Annotated in this window: 25 protein-coding genes; 20 read left to right on the top strand and 5 right to left on the bottom strand. The window is 34.8% G+C overall.

The features are described 5' to 3' along the window. The first annotated feature begins 96 nt into the window (after positions 1 to 96). The 6 genes from ACZ41W_RS12740 to dcm all read left to right on the top strand — a co-directional run bounded on the left by ACZ41W_RS12740 (position 97) and on the right by dcm (position 4,981). Positions 97 to 282, top strand: coding sequence for a hypothetical protein (locus ACZ41W_RS12740; RefSeq protein WP_464312362.1), 186 nt, complete (start codon positions 97 to 99; stop codon positions 280 to 282). Between the two features lie 3 nt (positions 283 to 285). Further along, positions 286 to 900 carry a hypothetical protein gene (locus tag ACZ41W_RS12745; RefSeq protein ID WP_464312363.1) on the top strand — a complete coding sequence of 205 codons (615 nt, stop codon included), beginning with the start codon at positions 286 to 288 and terminating at the stop codon, positions 898 to 900. Positions 901 to 909: 9 nt separating this feature from the next. Further along, the gene (locus tag ACZ41W_RS12750) at positions 910 to 1,866 is read left to right on the top strand and encodes a hypothetical protein (RefSeq protein ID WP_464312364.1); all 957 of its coding nucleotides are present in this window, start codon (positions 910 to 912) and stop codon (positions 1,864 to 1,866) included. Between the two features lie 12 nt (positions 1,867 to 1,878). Next, on the top strand, positions 1,879 to 2,121 hold the full coding sequence (locus ACZ41W_RS12755) for a hypothetical protein (RefSeq protein WP_464312365.1): 243 nt from the start codon (positions 1,879 to 1,881) through the stop codon (positions 2,119 to 2,121). Between the two features lie 499 nt (positions 2,122 to 2,620). Then, positions 2,621 to 3,358 carry a hypothetical protein gene (locus tag ACZ41W_RS12760; RefSeq protein WP_464312366.1) on the top strand — a complete coding sequence of 246 codons (738 nt, stop codon included), beginning with the start codon at positions 2,621 to 2,623 and terminating at the stop codon, positions 3,356 to 3,358. A 426-nt stretch (positions 3,359 to 3,784) separates the two neighbouring features. Next, positions 3,785 to 4,981, top strand: a complete 1,197-nt coding sequence (gene dcm / locus ACZ41W_RS12765) for a DNA (cytosine-5-)-methyltransferase (RefSeq protein WP_464312367.1) — start codon at positions 3,785 to 3,787, stop codon at positions 4,979 to 4,981. Between the two features lie 32 nt (positions 4,982 to 5,013). Here dcm and ACZ41W_RS12770 read toward each other — a convergent pair whose 3' ends face one another. Next, positions 5,014 to 5,691, bottom strand: a complete 678-nt coding sequence (locus ACZ41W_RS12770; RefSeq protein WP_464312368.1) for a BglII/BstYI family type II restriction endonuclease — start codon at positions 5,689 to 5,691, stop codon at positions 5,014 to 5,016. 185 nt (positions 5,692 to 5,876) lie between these two features. On the opposite strand from ACZ41W_RS12770, the gene ACZ41W_RS12775 reads away from it, so the two are divergent. The 3 genes from ACZ41W_RS12775 (at position 5,877) to ACZ41W_RS12785 (ending at position 7,400) form a co-directional block, all read left to right on the top strand. After that, complete coding sequence (locus ACZ41W_RS12775) at positions 5,877 to 6,122, top strand: hypothetical protein (RefSeq protein ID WP_464312369.1); 246 nt, start codon at positions 5,877 to 5,879, stop codon at positions 6,120 to 6,122. A gap of 74 nt (positions 6,123 to 6,196) precedes the next feature. Then, positions 6,197 to 6,583: a hypothetical protein gene (locus ACZ41W_RS12780; RefSeq protein WP_464312370.1), complete on the top strand. Its 387-nt coding sequence runs from the start codon at positions 6,197 to 6,199 to the stop codon at positions 6,581 to 6,583. Positions 6,584 to 6,842: 259 nt separating this feature from the next. Then, positions 6,843 to 7,400 carry a recombinase family protein gene (locus tag ACZ41W_RS12785; RefSeq protein ID WP_464312371.1) on the top strand — a complete coding sequence of 186 codons (558 nt, stop codon included), beginning with the start codon at positions 6,843 to 6,845 and terminating at the stop codon, positions 7,398 to 7,400. A 29-nt stretch (positions 7,401 to 7,429) separates the two neighbouring features. Here the strand turns inward: ACZ41W_RS12785 and ACZ41W_RS12790 are convergent, their stop codons facing one another. Continuing rightward, the gene (locus ACZ41W_RS12790) at positions 7,430 to 7,945 is read right to left on the bottom strand and encodes a peptidylprolyl isomerase (RefSeq protein ID WP_464312372.1); all 516 of its coding nucleotides are present in this window, start codon (positions 7,943 to 7,945) and stop codon (positions 7,430 to 7,432) included. A gap of 265 nt (positions 7,946 to 8,210) precedes the next feature. On the opposite strand from ACZ41W_RS12790, the gene ACZ41W_RS12795 reads away from it, so the two are divergent. After that, the gene (locus ACZ41W_RS12795) at positions 8,211 to 8,537 is read left to right on the top strand and encodes a peptidylprolyl isomerase (protein WP_464312373.1); all 327 of its coding nucleotides are present in this window, start codon (positions 8,211 to 8,213) and stop codon (positions 8,535 to 8,537) included. Between the two features lie 304 nt (positions 8,538 to 8,841). Here the strand turns inward: ACZ41W_RS12795 and ACZ41W_RS12800 are convergent, their stop codons facing one another. Next, positions 8,842 to 10,551, bottom strand: a complete 1,710-nt coding sequence (locus ACZ41W_RS12800) for a methyl-accepting chemotaxis protein (RefSeq protein ID WP_464312374.1) — start codon at positions 10,549 to 10,551, stop codon at positions 8,842 to 8,844. 403 nt (positions 10,552 to 10,954) lie between these two features. Between ACZ41W_RS12800 and ACZ41W_RS12805 the strand changes: the two genes are divergently transcribed. From ACZ41W_RS12805 to ACZ41W_RS12840, 8 genes are all read left to right on the top strand, one after another. Next, positions 10,955 to 11,404 (top strand): hypothetical protein, encoded by a 450-nt coding sequence (locus tag ACZ41W_RS12805; protein ID WP_464312375.1) that lies wholly within the window; start codon positions 10,955 to 10,957, stop codon positions 11,402 to 11,404. A 10-nt stretch (positions 11,405 to 11,414) separates the two neighbouring features. Further along, positions 11,415 to 12,050, top strand: a complete 636-nt coding sequence (locus ACZ41W_RS12810; RefSeq protein ID WP_464312376.1) for a response regulator transcription factor — start codon at positions 11,415 to 11,417, stop codon at positions 12,048 to 12,050. Positions 12,051 to 12,198: 148 nt separating this feature from the next. After that, on the top strand, positions 12,199 to 13,722 hold the full coding sequence (locus tag ACZ41W_RS12815; RefSeq protein WP_464314291.1) for an ATP-binding protein: 1,524 nt from the start codon (positions 12,199 to 12,201) through the stop codon (positions 13,720 to 13,722). After that, a complete protein-coding gene (locus ACZ41W_RS12820; protein ID WP_464312377.1) occupies positions 13,715 to 14,413 on the top strand; it encodes a response regulator in 699 nt (232 codons plus the stop codon). The genes ACZ41W_RS12815 and ACZ41W_RS12820 overlap by 8 nt, the downstream gene beginning before the upstream one ends. A gap of 203 nt (positions 14,414 to 14,616) precedes the next feature. Next, positions 14,617 to 14,982, top strand: a complete 366-nt coding sequence (locus tag ACZ41W_RS12825; RefSeq protein ID WP_464312378.1) for a hypothetical protein — start codon at positions 14,617 to 14,619, stop codon at positions 14,980 to 14,982. A 15-nt stretch (positions 14,983 to 14,997) separates the two neighbouring features. Further along, complete coding sequence (locus ACZ41W_RS12830; protein WP_464312379.1) at positions 14,998 to 15,423, top strand: potassium channel family protein; 426 nt, start codon at positions 14,998 to 15,000, stop codon at positions 15,421 to 15,423. An 11-nt stretch (positions 15,424 to 15,434) separates the two neighbouring features. After that, positions 15,435 to 16,103 carry a potassium channel family protein gene (locus ACZ41W_RS12835; RefSeq protein WP_464312380.1) on the top strand — a complete coding sequence of 223 codons (669 nt, stop codon included), beginning with the start codon at positions 15,435 to 15,437 and terminating at the stop codon, positions 16,101 to 16,103. After that, entirely contained in the window at positions 16,100 to 17,593 is a 1,494-nt protein-coding gene (locus ACZ41W_RS12840; RefSeq protein ID WP_464312381.1) for a TrkH family potassium uptake protein, read from the top strand. Before ACZ41W_RS12835 ends, ACZ41W_RS12840 begins: the two co-directional genes overlap by 4 nt. A 120-nt stretch (positions 17,594 to 17,713) precedes the next feature. Here the strand turns inward: ACZ41W_RS12840 and ACZ41W_RS12845 are convergent, their stop codons facing one another. Beyond that, positions 17,714 to 18,283, bottom strand: coding sequence for a hypothetical protein (locus ACZ41W_RS12845; RefSeq protein WP_464312382.1), 570 nt, complete (start codon positions 18,281 to 18,283; stop codon positions 17,714 to 17,716). Positions 18,284 to 18,652: 369 nt separating this feature from the next. Between ACZ41W_RS12845 and ACZ41W_RS12850 the strand changes: the two genes are divergently transcribed. Then, complete coding sequence (locus ACZ41W_RS12850) at positions 18,653 to 21,031, top strand: ATP-binding protein (RefSeq protein WP_464312383.1); 2,379 nt, start codon at positions 18,653 to 18,655, stop codon at positions 21,029 to 21,031. 679 nt (positions 21,032 to 21,710) lie between these two features. On the opposite strand, the gene fba is transcribed toward ACZ41W_RS12850, so the two are convergent. Further along, entirely contained in the window at positions 21,711 to 22,646 is a 936-nt protein-coding gene (gene fba / locus ACZ41W_RS12855; protein ID WP_464312384.1) for a class II fructose-1,6-bisphosphate aldolase, read from the bottom strand. Between the two features lie 139 nt (positions 22,647 to 22,785). Between fba and ACZ41W_RS12860 the strand changes: the two genes are divergently transcribed. Further along, complete coding sequence (locus tag ACZ41W_RS12860) at positions 22,786 to 24,117, top strand: RsmB/NOP family class I SAM-dependent RNA methyltransferase (RefSeq protein ID WP_464312385.1); 1,332 nt, start codon at positions 22,786 to 22,788, stop codon at positions 24,115 to 24,117. Positions 24,118 to 24,126: the final 9 nt, after the last annotated feature.

A 24,126-nucleotide genomic window follows, 5' to 3' on the forward strand; every position in this document is an offset into this window, starting at 1 on the left:
TGACTTGATAGTTAAACACTAACCAATCTAAAAAGCAGCTAATGAATAAAAAAAGTTAAAAAATAGTGTCAAGTTTAAGGATTGTGAGGTAATAAAATGATTGAATTAAAAATGGAACAGGATGATATTGCTAGATTATATGAGAATAATAATTTGAAACAGCTTGATTTACCAGATGTTAGTGAGGTTAAGGAGTTATTACTAGCCGAGTATGTTTTAAATATAGTAGATATGTGGTTAGCACCAGAGGGTCATATAGTTATTACTGTGCAAGAGGGGTAGTGAATGAAAACACCAATTAAATATAAAGAGGCTTTGAAGAATAATATTATTACATTTGAAATGCTAGAACAAGCATTATATAGCATCAATAAGAGAGCGAAAAACTGTAGAGATAAAGCTCAAGAGTACTATAAAATTTTTGATAGGCAGTATCGAAACTATCTAAGCCCATATTATACAGCTTATCAGCAACAAGAGGAAAAAATGCGAGAATATTATAAGTATAAAGATTTTCTATTAGAAAATTGCCTTGTTCCAGAATGTATTCATTTAGAGTGGTTAACAAGAAGTAAAAAGAGAAGAATTTTTGAAACTGAAAGTGATTATAAGAGAAATTTACAACAAAGAGTAGATTATGGTTGGGATAATGGGCAAAAGTATTTAGTAGTTGAAGAAGAATATTTTGCTGAAAAATATTATTTGTTTTATAGAACAGAGAATTATAGTTATCACAGACCTATTGATAAGTCATTAATTGACCAATTTTCTAATTTAGAGATTATAGAAATAAATGATTTAAAAACATATGGAAAACAAATTACAGATTTAGTATCTATGCAATTTGTTAGACAAGTGATGGATGTTGTGAAATCTGGAAATTATAGAGTGGTATCATAGGGGGTTAAAATGGATAGATATATAGTTAAATTAAAGGTTAAACAACCTGATAATCTTTATTTTATTGCACAAGCAATAAATGGAGGTGCTATAGAGAAGATTTTAAAACAAGTTTTAACAATGTATGGTAAAACTCTACCTGTTTTAAAAGATGTTACTGAGATAGAGAGTATAGAATTATGGGGTGAAAAAAATACAAAGGTGTTTATTGGTACCGCTGATTTTGATGCATATATAGTTGCTCCTAAGTGGTATAAACATGTACCACTAAAACAAGTAAAGGGTTTAAAAAGTGCATATACTTCTGTATGTAGACAAATTAACTCAAATTCAAAAGCGATGTTTATCGGGTATAAAAGTGATGTGGTAGTAAAACCAAAAATTGAGCAATCAGAAGCATTTAAGAAAAAAACACTACCGACTAAAGAACTTGGGGTATATGAGCTACCAGCATCTTTTAAACCAATAAGTGGTAATAAAGCAGAACCGAAAGCAGAACCAAAAGTAGAACCAAAAGCAGAACCAAAAGCAGATACAAAAGTAGAAAAAAAACCAAAACCAGACCTATACAGCAGAATAGGATTGACTGAATCAGCATTAAAGAAACTTTATGAAGCATTAAAAGCAAAATTGACCGAATACTATCGTGTAAACTGTATAGTTGATAAGGTAGATGAAAAGGAATTTGGTTATTTTTATGGTGTTATATTATTTGACAATATAGTGTCAAAATCAATAGGTGTACATTATGGTATAACAGATAATAGTGTAAAACCTTGGGTTTTATTACCTTGGGTAGATATATTAAACTCAGGGACATTTAATGTTATAAGCCCAGTTAAAGTAAAAGGTGCAACAGAACAAGATGCTAATAGATGGGCAGATAAACATCCATTGGTGTTTAAGGATTTTGAAACAGTCAAGAAAGAGTTGTTTGAAGCATTTGAAAAAGAAGTTGTTTTATAAGGGGTAGATATAATGTATGAGGTTAAAAAATCAGTCAGCAGGGATGAAATGATAGGGTTAGGTTATAAAGAGTTAGGATGTATGTTTTCAAGTCCAGAACTCAGGCGGTTAGAAGAATTAGCAAGAGGTAACCATATAGATTTAATATGTCATCAATTAACAGAAAATGCTTATTTGGTGTATCGCAAAGAGGTAGAGCGAAAACAGGAGTATATAGTTAAAACAAGAAATGGAATGGTTTTAAAAGCGGTTTAAGTAGATGGTGCTAATCAATATTAGCAACTTTTATTTTGCATATTTTATGTAGTTTAGTTTTATTACTTTTAATTTTTAAAATATGCTTTAAATTAAATGGAGATTCTGTACATTTATCTAGATTAATAAGTAATGTGGTTAGTATTTAAGTTGTGAGTGATTAATTTTTGATATTTTGATTGTTTAATAGGGTTATTTGATAATATGTGTTTTTTCTAAATAAACTCTATAATTTGTGTCGAATTATGTAATAAAAATTGACTTAACATTAAAAATATCAAAATTTGAAACTTTTTAAAAATCAAAATCAAATGGACATAAATAAGCAAAAAATGGTCAGTTTAAAATATATTAGTTAAGAATAAATTTTTTAAAAGTTAAGGTTATTCAAAAAAATAAACTTTACCTTTTTTATAAAACAATTTTGAGTTTTAAAATTAGGTCGCTGAGTTAAAAATTTAAATCAAATTAGGTAACAGTAAAGGAAAGAGGTAGCGCAATGTTAATACAAAAAGAGTTGGAACATTTAGTAAAACAGAAAGAAGAAGAATTATTAGATTTCAAAAGAGTTATGGTGATTGAACCTAAAAACAAAGATTTAAAGAAGAAGTATGAAAACACTCAAAAGGCTTTGGTATTGTTGGGTGAAATAGTAGAGTATGTAAATGATTGTGAATGGTTGAGGATAGATGCTGCAGCTCGGTATAAATACCATTTAGAAAATGGTAGAACAGCATTAATAAAGAAAGAACTAGAAGAAATGGGTATCACTGCACACGATGAAAACTATGAAGAAATGTATGAAAAAAGAGAAAAGACCATTAAGGTAGTGATATCCGAAGCCAATAAAAGGTTAAAAAGTAAATTGGGAAATGAAACACTAAGGTTAATAAGAGAGGGGCAAATTGCAGATGCAAAAGCCAGTTTTTATCTAGCATCGGGTAGAGCAAAACTAACTGATTATATAGATGAGATGGTTCTAGATGGCTTACCATCAGCAGATAGTAAAGTCAAATATCGCTATAGTATGATGGATTGTATGACACAAATTGACTACCTACATAGTCATAGTAAATTCAAGTTAGAGCAAGACAAACAAAAGGTTATAGAAGATGAAGAGAAGATGGCTTGGGTGCTGAATGAAATTAAGGATGGAAACACTCAAATTTTGGGGTTAATTATGGGTAAAGTGGATTATCAGTGGTTTATAGATAAAATTAAAGAGAAACACAAATAAAATGATAATAAAATGGTGTTTTGTAGAAAAGTATATTATTAAGGTAGATAGGTGTTGAGTTATTAAAAAACTCAACACATTTTATTTTAAACTGAAATAGTCTAAACAGAAACTGAACAAACCAACTCTAAAACTCAACTCGAGAAGTAAAAAACTCAACTCATCTAAACAAAAACTGAACACACCAAGTTGAAAACTGGAATAGTCTAGTTTAAAACTGAAATAATGAAAACTAAAACTCAACTAACCTTGCGATAAACTCAACATTTGCGGTATAATAATAAGTGGTTTTTAATGAAATCCATAAAAAAAGTAGTTTTAAGTATTAGTTTAAATTATGATGTATAATGAAGATTTGCAATATACGCGAAATTGTCAGAGACCTATAAGGTTTCTCATTTTTTGCTTAATTATGGGTGGTGTAGTATGGATAAAAAAGTTGTGGAGTTGTTTGCCGGTGTCGGTGGTTTTCATTTAGGTTTAGGAAAAGCTGACCCAGAGTATAAAGTTATTTGGGCAAATCAATGGGAACCAGGGAAAAATGTGCAACACGCATATGATTGTTACAGAAGTCATTTTGAAAAAAATGGAACTATCTGTGTCAATGAAGATATAGCAAAAGTAAAAAATGAAATACCTAAGCATACTCTATTGGTAGGGGGATTTCCTTGTCAAGATTACTCGGTTAGCACAACAGGTGCAAAAGGTATTGCTGGTAAAAAAGGTGTTTTATGGTGGGAGATTAATGATATTTTAAAGGAAAAAAAACCGCCATTTGTATTGTTAGAAAATGTAGATAGATTAATAAAATCCCCAGCAAAACAAAGGGGTAGAGATTTTGCTGTAATGTTGTCATGTTTTCAAGTTTTAGATTATACTGTTGAGTGGCGAGTAATTAATGCTGCAGACTATGGATTTGCTCAGAGACGAAGAAGAGTTTTTATATATGCATATAAAAACAATACAAAGTTTGGCAAGAAACAATCTAAATTTAAATTAGAAGATATTATTAGAGATAAAGGAATGTTTGCTGCAACATTTAAGGTAGAGCAAGATTTTAAGTATAAAACACTAGAAATTGATGGTAGTGATTTACAAAGTATTTCAGATAATTTTTCATTTAATTTTGACAATAGTGGTATATTGAGGGGTAATGAAGTTGTTACTGCTAAAACTGAACCTGTGTATAAAACCCCAACATTGTTGAGAGATATTGTACAATCCAATGTAGATATTGATGAGTATCAGATTAAAAATGAAGAAAAGTGGCGGTATTTAAAAGGTTCTAAAAATGAGCCTAGAACAAGCAGTTCAGGGTTTGAATATAAATATACTGAGGGTCCTGTTATATTTCCTGACCCATTAGACAGACCAGGTAGAACAATGTTAACATCTGAGGCATCCACAAATAGAAGTAGCCATGCTATAGAAGATTTAGACACGGGTGTAATAAGGGTTTTAACAGAAATTGAAGCCGAGAGATTAAATGGTTTTGATGACGATTGGACTAATACAGGTATGCCAAAGCGAATGAGGTATTTTTGTATGGGTAATGCACTAGTGGTTGGATTGATTGAAGAAATGGGTAAAACAATATCAAAAATAATAGAATCAGAAAAATAGAAAGCAGGTGGATAAATCCACCTGCTTTTGTGTTATAAACTATCTATATAAGATTGAACAATTTCTCGATGCGCTAATATATTGCCTAACTTATCTCCTTTGAGAATATCTAAATCTTCTTCGATTTCTCTAACATTCCATTCTAGTTCTAAATCCCCAGCATCATTTCTATCAAATAATCCAACTACTAATACTGGTACTGTAACTGATAGTTTAGCAGATGGTATTTCTCTAATTGTTTTTTCATAATTGGAAACACCACTATCTATTCGGGTAGAAAGTTGTTGAGACGGTAGAATAATAATACATACATCAGTTAATCCATATGAAAATGAGAGTTGAAATTTGAAATAGTTTCGATAACTACTAGCTACATTACCAAACTCAACTTCAATTTGCGCGGTTAAATTAATCTCACCGGTCTCTTGGTTAACAAATGATTTTCTAAAATCTGACCGAAGTGCATCTGCATTATCTAGAGGTGTTGCTAATGGTTCAGGCTCCCAACCTAGTTGGGTAAACATCATTTTAAAATATGTGTTCATAATTTGCTGTACTATATTAAGTCTCGGTTGTCTAGCCGATTTACCATTATAGAGCGGTAATGGACATTTTTCACACACGCTAATAATCTCATTATAGACCTGTATGTAATTTGGATGCTGTAAAATTTCTTCTGCGAATCGGTAAGAATATGTTTTAATTATCATTGTGTCCTCCTATTTACCTTTTAGACCAGTTTACCAGTTTTTGAGAATGGACACAACAGTAAATAAACTTACACAAATACAATATATAGTGGTTGGGGAATTTTGACCACAATATATTGACAATGTATTAAATGGTAGTATAATATGCTCGGAAGTACATAAAAAAAAAGAAAGGGGGTATTTATATGGCAAATAATAAGAAATCAGGTCCAGATACAACTAAATTAGCGGCACAAACATTAAATAATTCAAGTGCATCAAAAATTCAGAGAGAATTATCAGGCTCGGTTTTATCACAAGCTAATTCAAGTAAGCAAACAAGTAGTGCAATGGAATCAAAAGCAGCAAAAGCTTTAAGTAATCCAAGGTCAGCTGAAACTACTAAAACATTAGCTGCTAGTGTAGTATCGCAAAGTAACAAAAAAAGGTAATTTTTAAAGTGGTCAAACTTGACAACTTTTTATGTTATAATATGAACATATTTTATATAAGGGGAAGTTGACATATGGATAAAAGTAAAGAGTCTAGTATAAATTGCGCTAGTTGTGAAGCAATAATATCTCAAGAAGATATGTTGGAGCATAGTGTTTCAGGTGAAGTATATTGTAAATTTTGTGCAGATGTTTGTAAAAAATGTGGTAATCAAGTCCATTTAGATGAGTTATTATTATTGCAGAATAATGATAGTTTGGATTATTTGGCTTGTTTAGAATGTGTTAACATGTGTGTAAAATGTGATGAAGTAAATTTGATTGAAGATATGACACAAGTTGATACAGAAGAATATAAAGATAAGGGTTGTTTTTCAAGTTCATTAGATTTTGTATATGAATATGATAGTGAATATGCAGAAGTATTGCTTAATAAGTATATATGCAAAAAATGCCAATAATTTGTTAATACAGCGCTTATGTGCTGTATTTTTTTTATTTGAATTATGACTACTTTTTTATTTAGTCTAAATAAAATGTTATTTTAGACTATAGTTTTTATATCAGAAAATGCTTAGTTTTTACTTGTTGCAATAACTACTGTTTAGATTCATAATTTTGTACTTATAGACTATTATTTAATAAAATTTACTGTATGTCATAAAACACTTGATGATTAGACACAAGCGCGGTATGCTTTGTCCATAGTCGGAGGTGCATATGAGAATAGGATATATTAGGGTATCTAGTGCTAATCAAAATTTACAATCACAAAAAGAAGTTTTAGAAAAGTATCAAATAGATAAATGGTTTGTAGATGAGGGTAAAACAGGTTTCAATCTTAAACGAGAAGGTTTTGAGGATATGATAGATTACGCTAGAGAAGGTGACAGTATTATCATACTTGATTTTTCTCGCTTGTCACGGAGTTTATCTGATTTATTGAAAACTATGGAATTATTAGATAAAAAAGGTGTTGAGTTAATCAGTATCCACGAGGGAATAAACACATCTACAGCAACAGGAAAAATGCAAATAGCAATATTAGGGGCGGTTTCCGAGTTTTTATCTACCTTGCAAAAAGAGAAAATTCGAGAGGGAATTGAGGTAGCCAAAAGGGAAGGTAAATATAAAGGAAGAAAAAAGAAAGATGTTAAAAACTTTGAAGACAAATTAGCCTTATATAATAGTAGACAAATCAAATCTAAATCGGAGTTAGCAAAAGAACTTGGAGTTTCTAGACAAAAACTGTATCAGTTATTAGCAGAAACAAATTAAAAGGGAGTGCAAATGCACTCCCTTATTACTTAAAATTTTTCAATTGGTCCAATCTCATAACCATTTAAATCAACTGTAATACTCTCTATAACAACATCAGTTAATGGTTTATCTCCATATGCTGTTTTCACATTAGCTATTTGGTCTACAATTTCAAGACCCTCAATAACTTTACCAAATCCAGCATAAGAACCATCTAAATGCGGTGATGTTTTGTGCATAATAAAGATTTGGCTGCCTGCAGAGTTTGGACTTTGTGACCTTGCCATAGACAATACACCCTCTGTATGTTTAAGGTTGTTGTTCACGCCATTTTTTAGAAACTCACCTTTGATACCATACCCAGGCCCACCCATTCCAGAGCCGGATGGACACCCACCTTGAATCATAAAACCTTTTATAACTCTATGGAATATCAGACCATTGTAAAAACCCTCAGATGCTAATGTAAGGAAATTATTAACACTGTTAGGTGCTATTTCCGGGTATAACTCTGCAACCATTGTACCAAACTCTTTAACAACTATTTTAACTTGTGGATTCATATTAAAACCTCCTAAATTTACATAAATAAATTATACCAGTTTGCAGATAAAATATAAATACATACTGGTCAATTAGTAATTGATATTATATTATGGGTTGTATAATAGTAATAAATCAAAATAAGAAATCTAAATTTTTTCTAAAAGTTGAAATAGGGTAAAATCTACATGTCATTTTTATGGTCATTTGGAAATTAAAAACCTAATTTTAGTAAGAAAAATAAAGGATTTTGAATGGCGGTTTATTTAACCCACCACTTCGGGTATGGGTGGTCCAGGTTATGGCATTAAAGGCGAATTTATCAACAATGGCGTAAACAACGCTTTAAAACACACAGAAGGCGTGCTTTCAATGGCGAGATCGGCAAATCCGAATAGCGCAGGCAGTCAAATCTTTGTAATGCACAAAACATCTCCGCATTTAGATGGCAGCTATGCAGCATTTGGAAAAGTGACTGAAGGTCTTGAACTCGTTGATCAAATCGCAAACGTAAAAACCAACCATAGCGACCGTCCATTAACTGACGTTGTGATTGAATCCATGGAAGTGGTGTTAAATGGTTATGAAATTGGTGCGATTGAGAAATTTTAATCAAAGCATATAAATCTGAATAATTCTTAGATTAGACGAAGATTAGTTGTTTTACCTTAACTCGTTAATATCAAGTAAATATTCAAGTTAATATTCAAGTTAATATTCAAGTTAATATTCAAGTTAATATTCAAGTTAATATTCAAGTTAATATGCAAATAAATATGCAAATAAATAAACCTGCCATAGAGTAATACACCAATGATTAAACACATTGTGAATAGCTCTGATAGGCAGGTTTTATTGCTTTTATGTGATTGATTTTTTTATGATTGTGTTTCTGTATGATGATGCTTTTATTCGTCTAAACTTTGAATTTGGCAATCATATCGTTTAATTCGTTTACGATTGCATGGTTTTCTTCAGTGCTTCTACTTACCAAAGAAGCGTTTTCTGCAACAGTTATAGTCATAGCTTGAATCCTGTCGATTTGCTCAGCTTCTTGCTCGGTCGCTTTAAAAACTTCACCGACACTGGTAGCAATCGTCATCATCGAACTACTTAATTCCTCAGAAATTGCACTAAGCTCTAACATGATATCGTTAAATACATTTGCATCGACATTATACTGATCACCAATTTCAATGAGCTTTTTGTAATCCTTCAAAACACGTTCCTCAACAAATGATAAAATGCTATTTGCATCTGTGACTAAACTTCCTACCGTATTTTTTATAAAGTCGACAGTTACTTTTATACTGCTAACCATATCTGTGGATTCATCAGCAAGCTTACTGATTTCACCTGCTACGACTGCAAACCCTCTTCCTGCCTCTCCCGCTCTAGCAGCCTCTATGGAGGCATTGAGTGCAAGTAATTGAGTTTGAGATGAAATTCTGAGAATACCTTCAAGAAACTCGTTAATTTTATCTACTTCTTCTGCTTTTTTAATGGCTATTTCCAACTTTTCTTTGACTTCATCGTAGATTCTAACGGCATCTTTTTCTGATAGCTCAGCATCATTCTTGAGTTTTACAGCACGGGTGCTAACCGCTGAAGCATTAAGTGCACCATCAGATGCCTTTGAAGCGACAACCTCTATGGCATCTCTTGCTTCATCTATCGTCTGATTCACTTGATGCATAGAAGCACTCGTCTCTTCGATAACTGCTGAAATATCCGTTACAGATAATGAGGTTGACTCAGAAGCTTCTTCAAGCGCTTCTGAGCTAACTCCGATGTCCTGTGCACTTTGATTTAGCTGAATTGAAATTGACTTCAGATTCGTTACCATATGGATCAATTCGCTTCTCACTTTTTCAAAAGAAGCTGAAATACCACCAAGCTCATCTCTTGATAAGATGGTCATTTTTTCAGAAAAATCAAGTGCTGCGTATTTAGAAGTTTCTTCAGTAATTTTCTTCAAATTTTTATTGAGTGGTAAGATTATAAAGGCCATAATGATGATTGAAAATACGATTATAACTGCAAGTGCAATCATGACATCTCTAAAAAGTCCTTGTTCAATTGCTTTTAAATCATCGACATATACGCCAGTTCCTACAACCCAACCCCAAGGTTCAAATACTTTTATGAAAGAAATTTTGGGTTGAGGTGATTCACTACCTGGTTTTGGCCATTGATAACGTACATTGCCTTCTCCTGTGGATTTAGCAACATCGACCATCTCTTGAAACAAGTATTTGCCGTCTGGATCTTGAATAGTGAGAACATTGGTACCATTTAGTTCAGGTTTAATTGGGTGCATTAACATGATACCATCTAAATCATTGACCCAAAAGTACTCAACTTCTTCATACCTAAAGTTTTGAATAACTTCAAGTGCGTTCTGTTTAGCATCCGCTTCACTGATTTCGCCACTTTGATACAGGTCATATTCACGTTGTATCTCAGAAAGCGGTAAGTCCACTAATTGCTCAAGTTTTTGTACGGTTTTTTCTTCGACTAATCCGTTGGCCTTAGGCAGAACAAAAATTAAGATAAAGCTCATGAAAACAGCTAATATAAGGACGGCTAATATAATTATTTTGGTTTTTAATTTCAAATGCTTCATATAATCCTCCAATGTAATCTATAGCACAGTAAGTAACTATAATAATCATATACTAATTACAATCTAAAATATCAAATTTCCATATTGTTATCTTAAAATTCAACGTTGTTTTACAGAAAAGTATCAAAAAATCCTCGCTTTCATATCGCATTTCTTTTCTTTTATATATTAATACCCTTTAAACAGGATAATAAAGAAAAAAATAGGCACGAATTTGTTTTAATGAGGATGCTAATCGCTATAGTCATTGAAGACATTTAGTGGTACTATGGAAGAAAATAAGGGAGTATTCCCGATATACGCCTTTAATACGCCTTTTATTCGACCTCTCAAAAGCACTTTTGAGGGGTACACTGGACTTAGGATCACAAAGGTGATTCAATCAAAAAAAGTGAGGTGTCTTATGTATTATATTGGAGTTGCAATTTTTATCAGTTTGATGAGCGTGTTGTTTATGTTTTCTTCGACTTTTGGTGCGTTTTTAGACATTCCAAGTCTGATTGTTATTGTAGGGCTTTCTTTACCAATTGTCATGGCTTCGGGACTTTTTAATGACTTTTTGAACGGTTTTAAAATGATGGCGGAAAAAGTGAATTCATTTTCACTGGTTGAGTCTAAACGCATTCTATCTGCTGTGAAACTCATGATTAAGGCGATATTGTTGTCTGGAATCATTGGAACGTTGAGTGGATTTGTCTCCATCATGTCCATGTACACAGTGGATGCTTCAACCGAAATGCTTGTAAAAAGCTGCGGTGTTGCGTGTATTACGTTGATTTATGCGCTTGTTTTTACTTTTATTTTACTCCCAATTGAGGCGAAAGCAAAAGCCGTCATCGCTTCACTTGAGTAGAGGAGGATGCATGTTGAATAAGAAAATGGGGTTAATGATTTATTTTGTCATACTCATGATACTTTTTCAGTGGCAGATTGGAAATCTCTTTCGGCCTATACCGATTCTGTCAGTTTTTCTAGGCATAATGATTCTAACTTTGACGCAGTGGAAAAAAGGCATGACTCTAAAATCGTTATCTCCATTTGCCATGAAAAATGGTCTTGTTGCAGGTGTTTTAAGCACACTTTTAAGTCTACTTGCCAATAGCACAAAGGGTTCAACACAAATGGTTGAAGCGATGCTACCGGCCATTTATGGTGGACTTTGGTATACCGTTTTAAGATTTCTCGTTCCAGCAGAGATCCCATCAGAGCTTTCAAGTGGCGGTGTAAGGGGCATAGCAGATGAAAGAGAAAGGGAACTTCCAAGTAACTGGAATACACCAGCGTTCGTACAACCCATTCTCGTCAGTCAAGGACTTACCACACGAGAATGTCACGTTGCACTCAAAATTATTCAAGGATCCAGCAATAAAGAAATAGCCGACCAGCTTTTTATTAGTGAAGGAACAGTCAAAAAACATATCCAAAACATCTATAAACGCTGTGAAGTCACGGATCGACAAGCGTTTTTAGTGTGGTTTTGGGAACTTGCTAAAAAATAGGAGCAACAATAGAAACTTTTTTGACCTCTTATGTTTATAGGACGAACATAAGGGGTTTTTCATGTCATTTTTATTGATAAAGTCAATATCATGAGATAAAGTATAAATTAAAGTGAGCGATAAATAGGAGGATACTCATTTGAAGAGTATGAATAAGTACAAAAAAGCAAGAGTAATTCAAAAAATCGGTATGATGTTTTTAGTGATGATTATCGCAACGATTGTAGCTGGCGCTTTTAATATGTTTGGTTTTCCAGAAACAAATATTGTGATTATTTATATTTTGGCAATACAAATACTCGCGTGGCAAGTGGATAGTATTCCCATTAGCATAGTGGCATCAATTATTGCGACACTTACATTTAACTATTTTTTTACGAGTCCTTATTTTACTCTATCTGTACATGATTCTAGTTATTTAATCACATTCGCTGTGATGACATTTACATCGATTATTACGTGCACACTTACTTCTATTTCTAAAAAAAATGCTTTAATTGCTCAAGAGAAAGAACAAGAAACGCTTGCGTTATATCAGTTAACGAATCACCTTACAGATGCCATTGATATTGAAGCAATTACTTCTATTGTAATCAAGACATTAAGTGAATATTTAAATACAAACGTTGGACTTTTGTGTTTTGACGAAGACGGAATGCCTGAAAATACATACATTCAAAGGCGGAACTCGGATGTGCAAATAAGAAGAGAAGTCGTTGGAAAAACTGAACTGAAACACAACATTGAAAATCTTCGAGTGGGCTGTGATAAAACAGAAGAATTTCACGATTGGCCAATTTATGGTAGCGAGCATATTTTGGGGATTATACGGATTCCAACGGAAACGGGATGTAAAATGACAGAGACACAGTTTAATTTTTTGCATTCAGTCATTGAGAGTACTTCTTTGGCGATGGATCGAATTCGCGTTGCGGAACAACGTGTTAAGGAACGAGATCAAGCCATTCAAGAAAGGTACCGAACAACACTTCTTCGGTCGATTTCGCATGATCTAAGAACACCGTTATCGAGCATTATGGGAACTTCTGAAATGCTATCGGATATATTAACGCAGTATGACAATGAACAATGCAATACATTAATAAACTCAATATACAATGATGCAAATTGGCTTTATTCACTTGTTGAAAATATTTTGAGTTTGACAAGGCTTCAAGAGGGAAAACTCGTCATTGGAAAGCAAATTGAGATTGTCGAAGAAGTCATCAGTAGTGCGTTAGAGAGATTCTCTATTAAGGCATTAAACAGAGAGATTGATGTTAGAATTCCGGACGAACCTGTGATGATACCTATAGATGCAAAGTTGATTGAGCAACTCTTGCTCAATTTACTCGATAACGCATATAAACATACGAATCCAGAAGATGAAATAAGCATTGTTGTTGAACAAGATGATCTTAATAAACATGTAAAATTTATTATTCGTGATGGTGGATCAGGGATATCACAAGCAGACTATCCACATATTTTTGAGCTATTTTATACTTCAAGCGCTTCAAAATCACCTGAAAAGTCAAGTTTGGGGTTAGGATTGCCAATCTGTGATGCAATTATAAAGGCACATCATGGGACGTTAAAAATAATGAATCGCACGCATTCAAAAGGTGTTGAAGTAATATTTACATTACCAATGGAGGAAAAGGATGAATAATTCAGATGTAACTATTTTAGTTGTTGAGGATGATCATCAGATTAATCGTTTTATTTGTTATGCACTTGATCATGAATCCTATAAGTATAAAAGTATCGGAACAGCTCAAGGTGCACTTGGTATTATGGTTACAGAGCAGATCGATTTGATTCTATTAGATTTAGGATTGCCGGATTTTGATGGACTAGAAGTAATAAAAAAAGTAAGGGAATGGTCGGATATTCCCATCATTATTATTTCAGCACGCGAACAAGATAAAGATAAAGCGTTTGCGCTCGATTTAGGTGCAGACGATTTTTTAACCAAACCCTTTTCTGCTGTAGAATTAATGGCACGAATTCGTGTGGCATTGCGGCATAGCAGTAGAAGAAACACGTATGAAATATGTCAAATTTTAACGGTTGATCAGTTGAAAATAGACCTTGGTAAACGGTTGATTTATAAAAACGATGAAGAAATACATGTAACAGCGATGGAATTTAATTTATTGTCGCTCTTGTTTAAGAATATGGGAAAAATACTCACGACGAAGTATATTATTCAGGAAATATGGGGAATCTCATATGGAACAGATACTCAAGCATTGAGAACTCTGATGGCAGGTCTGAGAAGGAAAATTGAAGAAAATCCAGCAAAACCGCGATATATTATCACTGAAATTGGTGTGGGATATAGACTTAAAGACATGTAATTTTTTAGAAATCTAGCCAATTATTTGAAATATCAATGTCAATATCATAATGAGTAATGATGTAAAGCCACTAGAATGATGATTCTAGTGGCTTTTCTCACGCAATCATCACAGGATTTGCTGAACGCTCACACAAAACTCACAGACAAAAGATTAAACTATAATTAGAAACAAAGCATAAACAATAGCTGGAGGTGAAAATAGTGAATTTTTTAAATCATAAATCGAATGATAAAGAAATATTAATTTCTAAAATAATAGAGTTGTTAAAGAGCAATCAACTGGATGAAAGTGAAGAAATGCTAAAAATTTTAATCGGAAAATACCCCCATTCGCCAGAACCTCAGAATTTATACGGAATTCTGTACGAAAAAAAATCTGATCACAATCTTGCCATGAAGCATTTTCGAGCTGCATGGGATCTTGATTCAACGTATTTACCAGCTCGGCACAATTTAGAACATTATGGAACTTTTTTTTCTAGTGGGCACTGTGCATATGAGCTTTCAGATTGTGAAGAGTGTGAAAAAGAAGGCGTTTATAAAATGATTGATAAAGCATTGACTTAATATTGGAGGATGAACATGAAACATAATATGAGTTTAAAAAAATATACGATCATTATTGGATGTGGAAGATTAGGTGCGAGTTTAGCAAATGAATTATCCGATGAAAATGAAGATGTATTAGTCATTGATCGGGATAAGTTATCGTTTAGGAAGTTATCGCCTGCTTATGGAGGATTAACACTCATTGGAGACGCAACAGATTATAAAGTTTTAGAAGAGGCTCAAATCAGTAAAGCGACAACAGTGGTAGTCGTAACAAATAAAGACAATACAAATGTGATGATAGCTCAAATGATTAAATGTTATCACACTGTAGATCATGTAGTGATTAGATTGTATGATCCTGAGCGGGTAGACGTTTATAATGAACAGGGAATTTCGACAATTAGTCCATTATTATTATCAAAAGCAGAAGTCAGCAAGCGGATTAATCAAAAATAGTGAGGTGGAACATGAAAAAACATGCAGTTTTAATAGGAAGTTTTAATCGAGCTAAATTCTTAGCACAATCTTTACTGAAAAAAGGATATGCAGTCACGGTTGTATACAACGATATGGAGAAGTGCAAAATACTAGCTGAAAATGAAAAAATTAATGTCATTTATGGAGATGAAACCAAACCATTTATTCTAGAAGATGCAAATGTCCATAACGCAGATCTAGTCATTTCTTTGACAAACAGAGATGAAGACAATCTGGTAATTTGTGAACTTTGCAAGAAAAAGTTCAATGTTAAAAAGACCATTTCAGTTTTGAATGATCCATTAAAAACAGAATTCTTTTATAAAATGGGAGTGGATTCTGTTATTTGTGAAGTAAATGCTATCGCGAATATTATTGAACAACAAGCTTTTTACGAGGGAATTGTAACCAAAATCCCAAGCGGAGAAGGTAGAATTAACATTGCAGAGGTCCCAATTTTACAAACGTCGCCTTGCGTAGGAAAAAAAATTTGGGAAGTCAATTTACCCGAGCATGTAATTGTAGGGTGTGTAGTTAGAGGGGATGAAAGCTTTATCCCAAGAGGAGATACGAGAATTGAGTTTGGAGACAAACTGGTGCTGATTTCATCGATAGACAGTGAAATGGAAGCTATTAAGGAGTTGACGGGGAAAATATGACACCTATTATTGGAACGATTAAAGGTTTTTTTCGGAATGCAAATAATTTTGCCAAACTGATGATTCTAATTGGAATACTTGTTGGTGTGCCACTGCTATTACTTCCAATATATCCTGAGGATGTGAGATATACCGTATCATTTTTGATTCCATCTTTAGGGTCAATCGTTTTAGGGATTATTTTGTGTTCCGTGCTTGAAAGAGATGATAATGAAACACAATGGATGAAAATGTTACAGCATAGCCAGCTAACGGTATTATTTGGATGGATTTATGGATTTGTAGCGGGTGCGATGCCTTTTGTGATTTCAAAACAATTAACATTTGATAAAGCTTTATTTGAAGCCGTAAGTGGCTGGACGACAACGGGATTGTCTGTCATGAATGTGGCAGAAATTCCAGATATTTTCTTGTTTCACCGAAGTTTTATGCAATTTTGCGGTGGATTAGGATTTGTGATGGTAATGGTGATGTTTATTCAAGGTAAGCAGTCTATGAATTTATTTAGTGCAGAAGGGCATCCAGATAAATTGATGCCTAATTTAAAGAAGACTGCACGCATAACGACATTAATGTTTGTTGTCTTATTAATTATAGGCACCTTGCTGTACATCGTATTTGGTATGCCGAGCTTTGAGAGCCTTTTACATGCAATGTCATCTTTGTCAACGGGTGGATTCTCAACTGAAGTGGATAGTATCGGCGCCTATAAAAGTATCGGGATTGAAGCTGTCACAATCTTTTTAATGATTATTGGAACGACGAACTTTGCAGTTTTATTGTTAATCATGAAGGGAAAACTAAAACAAGTCTCGAAAATCAGTGAAATGAGATTTATGATGTGGGTTATAACACTTTCCACGATCGCTGTGAGCTTTTCACTATTTTTCCAACTTTATAAGAGTTGGGGAGAAAGCATTCGAATAGCTGTTTTTAACGTAGTCTCGGCACTTTCTACAACTGGGTATTCTACTGTTTCATATGTAAATTGGCCACCATTTTCAATAGGCGTTCTAATCGTGCTCATGCTGATAGGTGGCGGAATAGGTTCAACTGCTGGTGGATTGAAATTGACAAGGGTCTATATTTTGATGAGAACAGCGTATGATAATCTTCGAAAAAGAATAAGTCCGCAAAGAAAAATAACAACACCTTTTTATGTAAGAGCACAAGGGAAAACGGCAATTCAAAAAGAGTTTGTTGATGATGTTCGCGGGTTTGTAACATTTTACATGATGATTTACATTTGTGGTTCATTGTTGCTTTCTGTGACTTCAAACAGTGGATTGATTGAATCGATGTTTGAATTTGCATCTGCGCTTGGAACAGTAGGTTTATCAATCGGTATTACTGTACCAACGCTTGATGTCGCATCAACCTATATTCTTATTACAGGGATGGTACTCGGAAGACTAGAGATATTTATCGTGATTATAGGCGTTTATTCAGGGGCATCACTTCTGATGAAAAGAATTTTAAAACGAAATTAGATGGTTTGAAATATACCAGATTCTTATGCAATCACTTTGTGATAATGCTTAGAATCTGGTGTTTTATTTTTTAAGGTCAAAAAATAGCATTTTTCTTAATGATGGAAATCTTCCGCCGGTCTAGGAGTTTGTTTGAATCATTGTCGTTGTAAGCGTCTGAACTGGGCATACTGCACACCATGATCTTGGTCTGAACAGAAACCCAAGCAGTAAACCGAGAATTGTCGAGGTAAACATAATTGAGAAAACGCGATAACTCAGATGAATGACAACCTCGGGCATATTGAAAGTCAATAATTGTGGAAGCTCTATCGGAATGGGAAAAGCCATGAGAAATCTCACATAGTCCATTGCTGGCATTCGATTTGAAGCAACCATCATAGTTGATAATACGATCATCACGAGATTCATGCAAAATAAATTCAGCACATATCGCTTGGTATTTGGAGCGTATAGCCACTTAGTGGGTGTCAATTTTAGCGAAAATCGATTGAACAAAGTCGTCAAAAGACTCGCTCTTGGACAATAGGATTGGCACCAACGCTTTTTACCCGTTTTTGAGACAAGGACAAAAGGCGTGATCGCACAGAGAATGCCCAATAGTGCAAATGAAATATGAATCAAACTGAGTCCGAAAAATAAAAGTGTTCCAATAAATAGCCAATCATAAAATGATTTTGATGTCTTCAATGCTGTGTCCTCCCAAATAAAATCAGTATATCTCATATGGTTGAGACATTCAGTGATTCCATCACATATGAAGAATCAACCACATATAGAAATGCATTCATATGTTGGTATGTAATCGCATATAAAAATTCAATTACATATTGGAATTAAGCATATTAAAAATCATATATATTGGTTTGTATTAAAGATAGGAATTTTTGAATGAAAATTGTCACATTCAAGATAAGTCCAATAATTAATACGCTCAAAATGTACGAAATGAAGTTGAGCAATGGAAAAATTTTAATGCAATTGTGTTTATGTAAGTAATCTGGGTACTATTGAATATATAAAGATTAAGTGACTTTACGGAAGGATTGTGAGATAGACATGGGGCGAATAAGGGGTTTGAAAACGGGATATCAAATGAAAATTAGCACAAAAATCACCATCGCAATTACATTGACATCTATAGTTTTTATTGCGATTTTATCTTTTCTAATCACAATTCAATTTAGTAGCGCTTTAAAAGTTGAAGCAGAGAGAAACCTTATGACGATTTTAAATAAAGAATCTGAGGCGCTTAATGCAGAGTTACTTCGAGTGAAGCGACTTTCTTTTTCGCTGCGAAATACAGTTATCAATACGATTGATTTTGATCAAGCGACAAGTTCAAATCTAGATCAAGTTAGCTATATGGATCAATATAAAACGAGTTTGATTCCACACGTTCAATCCGCAATGACCAATTTTGATAATATTTCTGGTTGGATTTTATTTAACTCAAATGTCGTTCCCGGGAAACACACGGTTTCTTATACATATGAATCGGGCGCTTTTGTTAGAGAACCTGAATATGACGTGATTCGCGATGGGTTTTCAAGTGAACCTTGGTGGAGAGAAGCAATTACCTATGGTGAATATTGGACGGAACCTTATTTTTGGGAACCATGGCAAGCGGATGTCATTTCATATTCAATCCCGATTATCGTAGATGAACGAGTTGTCGCAGTAACGGGAGCTGAATTCTTTATGGGTCCGTTCCAAGAACGGTTGCGACAAGTTAAAGTCTATAATACTGGTTTTGTAATGCTTATTTCAGAAGAAGGAAAGCAAATTGTCATCCCAAGTGAAGTTGAACCTGAGTCAATTCAAAATTGGTATCAAAACAATAAAGTTTTATTGCTTTCAGAAAAATCAGGGATTCAATATTTAAAAGGTGGCTCCCTTCTGGATGAAGAAATTATCGCGTGGAAGGAGCTTGATAATGGGTGGTTTCTAATCGCCAGGCCAGAAGCTTCTGAAATGTTCAGTGCCCTTAAAAAAATGGGGATGACCATTGCAGGGATACTTCTTTTGGCATTTCCATTGAGTTTAATCATAGGGATTACTCTTTCGAAATCGATTACGACACGTCTTCACCATTTGGTTGTCGGTGCTGAAAATGTTTTAAATGATCAACTGAGTTTACCTTATATTGTTGAAGGAAATGATGAGATTGGCGTGTTGGTTAAGGCATTTAATCGCATGTTTGATGATATTCGAACCGCCCTCAGTGAATTGCGATATAGTGAATCTCAGTATCGAACCCTCGTAGAAAACTCAGAGCATATGATTTTTACATTATCACTTGATGGGAAAATTACAACGAGCAATCTAAGGTTAGAAAACCTCGTTGGAAAATCTAAGGAAGCGCTTCTCAATCAATCATTTGAAGTCTTATTTAAAAAAGAAAAAGATCAACTTTTCTGGAGGGATATTTTTGTAGGATACGTCAATAATCCAGAGATAAAAACTGTAGAAAGTAGTTTTGATGCAGATAATGGTGAAACGAGACAACTGGTGACGATGCTCATTCCGATTTTTGACGAAAATGGATCGTTGGCATCTATTATGGGAACCTCGTCGGATATTACAGACCAAATTATAGCTGAAAGACAAATTGCATACTTACTTGAAAAAGAAAACGAGAAATTGACTTTGAGAGTTGAAGAAAAATCAAAAGCTTTAGAAGTGGCCTTTTTTGATATTATGCAGACGGACAAATATGCAGCGCTTGGTAGGCTTGTCGCAGGGATTGCTCACGAACTCAATACACCGATTGGAAATGCAGTGACACTCACCAGTTATTTACAAGATCAGTATGTCACTAAAGACGATGTGAGTATTGATGAAACTGTTATACCATCGCTTGAAATACTAAATCGAAATTTGTGTAAAGCCATTGCGATAATTGAACACTTTAAACTGCTTAGCATTGAAAATTATAGCGAGCGAATTGCTGAAATTCAGCTTAAACTTTTGATTGATATGAGCCTTGCAAGTTTGAAATCCGAGTTTAATCTGGGTCAAGTAGAAGTTCAAGTGGATTGTGAAGATGATTTGAAACTCAAGACATATCCTGGAGCGTTTACACAAATTATCACGCATTTGCTTCATAACGCATTTAAACATGCACAGAGTCGAGAGTCAGGCGAAGTTTTAAAAGTGTCCATCGCAATCAAGAAAACAATTAATGGCGTGACATTAACCATTGCCGATAACGGCGTTGGCATGAGTCCTGAAATTCAGGAACATGTTTTTGAACCGTTCTATACGACGAAGCGATCCGATGGCAACACAGGACTTGGACTTAGTATCGTCTTTAACCTCGTCACAGGTACTTTCGGTGGCAAAGTGTTCTTAGAATCCATTCCATATCCAAAAGAAAACCATGGGACAATGATCCATTGTAGCTTCAATGAACTCAATGAAGTTATAGTCAAGTGAAATAGAGTGAATGATGTGGCCTCCTTTGAGTTATGTTAAAGGAGGCTTTTTCTGTCGTGTAACTGAATGGACATTTACGCCGCGCAACCGAACGAAAATTCAGCCGCGCTACTGAATAGACATTTACGCCGTGCACCCGAATGGTGTACCCCCGCACTTGGTCCTCGTGCGCTGCGCTTCTGCGGAATCGTTTGGAGGTACACCCTTCGGTTACGCGGCATAGTATTGCCTATTTTGTACCATTGATCCATTCATAAATCCATCGCTATAAACATCTCGTAATCAATTTGCACAACTCAGCCTTCATTTATCCTTTCTTCTACATCTGAACACCCCATGGTCATTTTGCACACAAGTGCCCCTAGGCACCATGTGAGACAACCCTTCGAACGATTCCGCAGAAGCGAAGCGTACGAGGACCAAGTGAGAAAGTATGTCATCAGTTGTACGCCTCAGCCCTCATTTATCCTTTCATCTACATCTGAACACCCATGGTCAATTTTGCACACAAGTGCCCATAGGCATCTTGATAGACATGCCTTCGAACGATTCCGCAGAAGCGAAGCGCACGAGGACCAAGTGAGACGGAATGTCTATCAAGATGACTAAGGGCACAGCGCGCAAAAAAATAAAACAGCCCTTGTCTCCAAAGGCCGCCTTATCAGCATTTTTTATTGAATTATTTTTGATCACTACCAAGTACGTTGATAATTTTGTGTTTTACCATTCCGTAGATAGCTTCTCTAGCAGGAGCTAAATATTTTCTTGGGTCGAAGTTACTTGGGTCAAGAGCAAATTGCTTACGGATCGTACCAGTAAGCGCTAATCTTAAGTCAGAGTCGATATTGATTTTGCAAATACCGTATCTACCTGATTCTCTTAATTGATCTTCTGGGCAACCTTTAGCATCAACGAGTTTACCGCCGTATTCATTACACATTTCAACATATTCTGGAACTACAGAAGATGCGCCGTGTAAAACTAATGGGAAACCTGGAAGTAAATCAGAGATTTTTTTAAGACGCTCGATATCAAGTTTAGGATCTGAATCTGCAGCAAACTTGTATGCGCCATGGCTTGTACCAATAGCGATTGCAAGTGAGTCACAACCTGTTCTGTTAACGAAATCAACTGCTTGTTCTGGATCCGTGTAAGTTGCATCTTCAGCAGATACATTTACAGCATCTTCAATACCAGCAAGTCTTCCTAATTCCGCTTCAACCACTACGCCTCTAGCGTGAGCGTATTCAACCACTTTTTTAGTGAGTTCAATGTTCTCTTCGTAAGATAAATGTGAACCATCTACCATTACTGATGAAAAACCATCATCGATACATTGTTTACAGATTTCAAAATCTTCACCGTGGTCTAAGTGTAATGCGATATCTAACTCTGGGTGCTCGATAAGAGCAGCTTCTACAAGTTTTTTAAGGTATGCTGGGCTTGCGTATTTTCTTGCTCCAGCAGAAACTTGTAAAATAATTGGTGATTTTAATTCAGCAGCAGCTTTAACGATACCTTGGATGATTTCCATGTTATTAACGTTAAAAGCACCAACAGAATATCCGCCTTCATAGGCTTTTTTAAACATTTCTTTCGTAGTAACTAATGGCACTCGAATCACTCCTTTTAATTATGGATTAAGTGCAAATCTTGAGTAGAACCTACTAACAATGCCCTGCTATATATGATATTATAAAGCATGATGTTTGAATTTGCTAGTCCATATGCAAAAATATTGCCAAGGAGTCACAATGAAATTACCAGAACAATTTACAGAGCGAATGAAAGCATTACTCGGTGCTTCATATGATGACTTTATCCAGTCCTTAGAAGAAACCCATTATACGAGTTTGAAAGTGAATACTTTAAAAATAGATGTTGCAACTTTTTTAGAAATTTTTCCTTATGAATTGACGCCTGTTCCATGGACAGAAGATGGATTCTATTATCATTCAGAGGATCCTGTGACCAAACACCCCTATTTTTATGCGGGACTGTTTTATGTTCAGGAACCCTCTGCCATGTCACCTGTGAATGCATTGAAACCGGAAAAAGGCGATTGCTGTCTGGATCTTTGCGCTGCACCAGGTGGTAAATCCATGCAAATTGCCACTGCGATAGAAGATACAGGCATGCTGGTGACCAATGATATCAATGAAACCCGCGTTAAAGCCATCCTTAGAAATGCAGAAAAATTTGGTCTGCGCAATGTAATTGTACTCAATGAAAGTCCAGATAAAATCGCACAAGTCATGGGCCACCGGTTTGACAGAATTTTAGTCGATGCCCCTTGCTCTGGCGAAGGCATGTTTCGAAAGGATCCCAAAGCCGTTAAATCTTGGGAAACCTATGGTCCACAAGTTTGCCATGACATACAAAGAACGATTATCGATCAACTAGAGGATCTCGTGAAAGATCAAACGCACATCGTGTATTCGACCTGTACGTTTGCGCCACAAGAAAATGAAGAACAAATCGCGCACCTCTTGGAAAATGCATCTGTTTTTTCACCGAGAACGGTGGCGTTAAATGGTATTGATTCTGAGGTAAATGCCGAGCATATGGCGCATATTTGGCCGCATATTCACAAAGGCGAAGGGCATTTTATCGGAAGTGTTTACGGACATCAGAAGATGCGCACGCACAGTTTCGATGAAATGAATCACAGTTGTGATCCGCCAGCTGAAGTGGAAGCATTCATGACGCATCATCTCAAGCAACCTTTAACGGGACATTTTGTCATGGAAGGTGAGCGCGTTTTATTAAAACCAGAAATTCAATTTCCAACGAAAGGGCTAAAAGTCGTTAGAGAAGGATTGTTATTAGGTGAAATAAAAAAAGGCAGATTTACTCCCAGTCAAGCACTTGCCATGTATCTAAAGAAGGAACAATTCACACCTTGTCTGGACTTACCTTCTAGCGGCGTGGATATCATGAAGTACTTGAAAGGTGAAACCATTTTCACCGAGGTCAAAACGGAAGGATTACACCTCGTGTGCACAGATGGTTATCCGGTGGGATTTGCAAAAATTTCAGCAGGAACAGTGAAAAATATGTTGCCAATTTCTTGGCGAATGTTATAAAGAGGGAGT

Source organism: Fusibacter fontis (assembly GCF_055378735.1).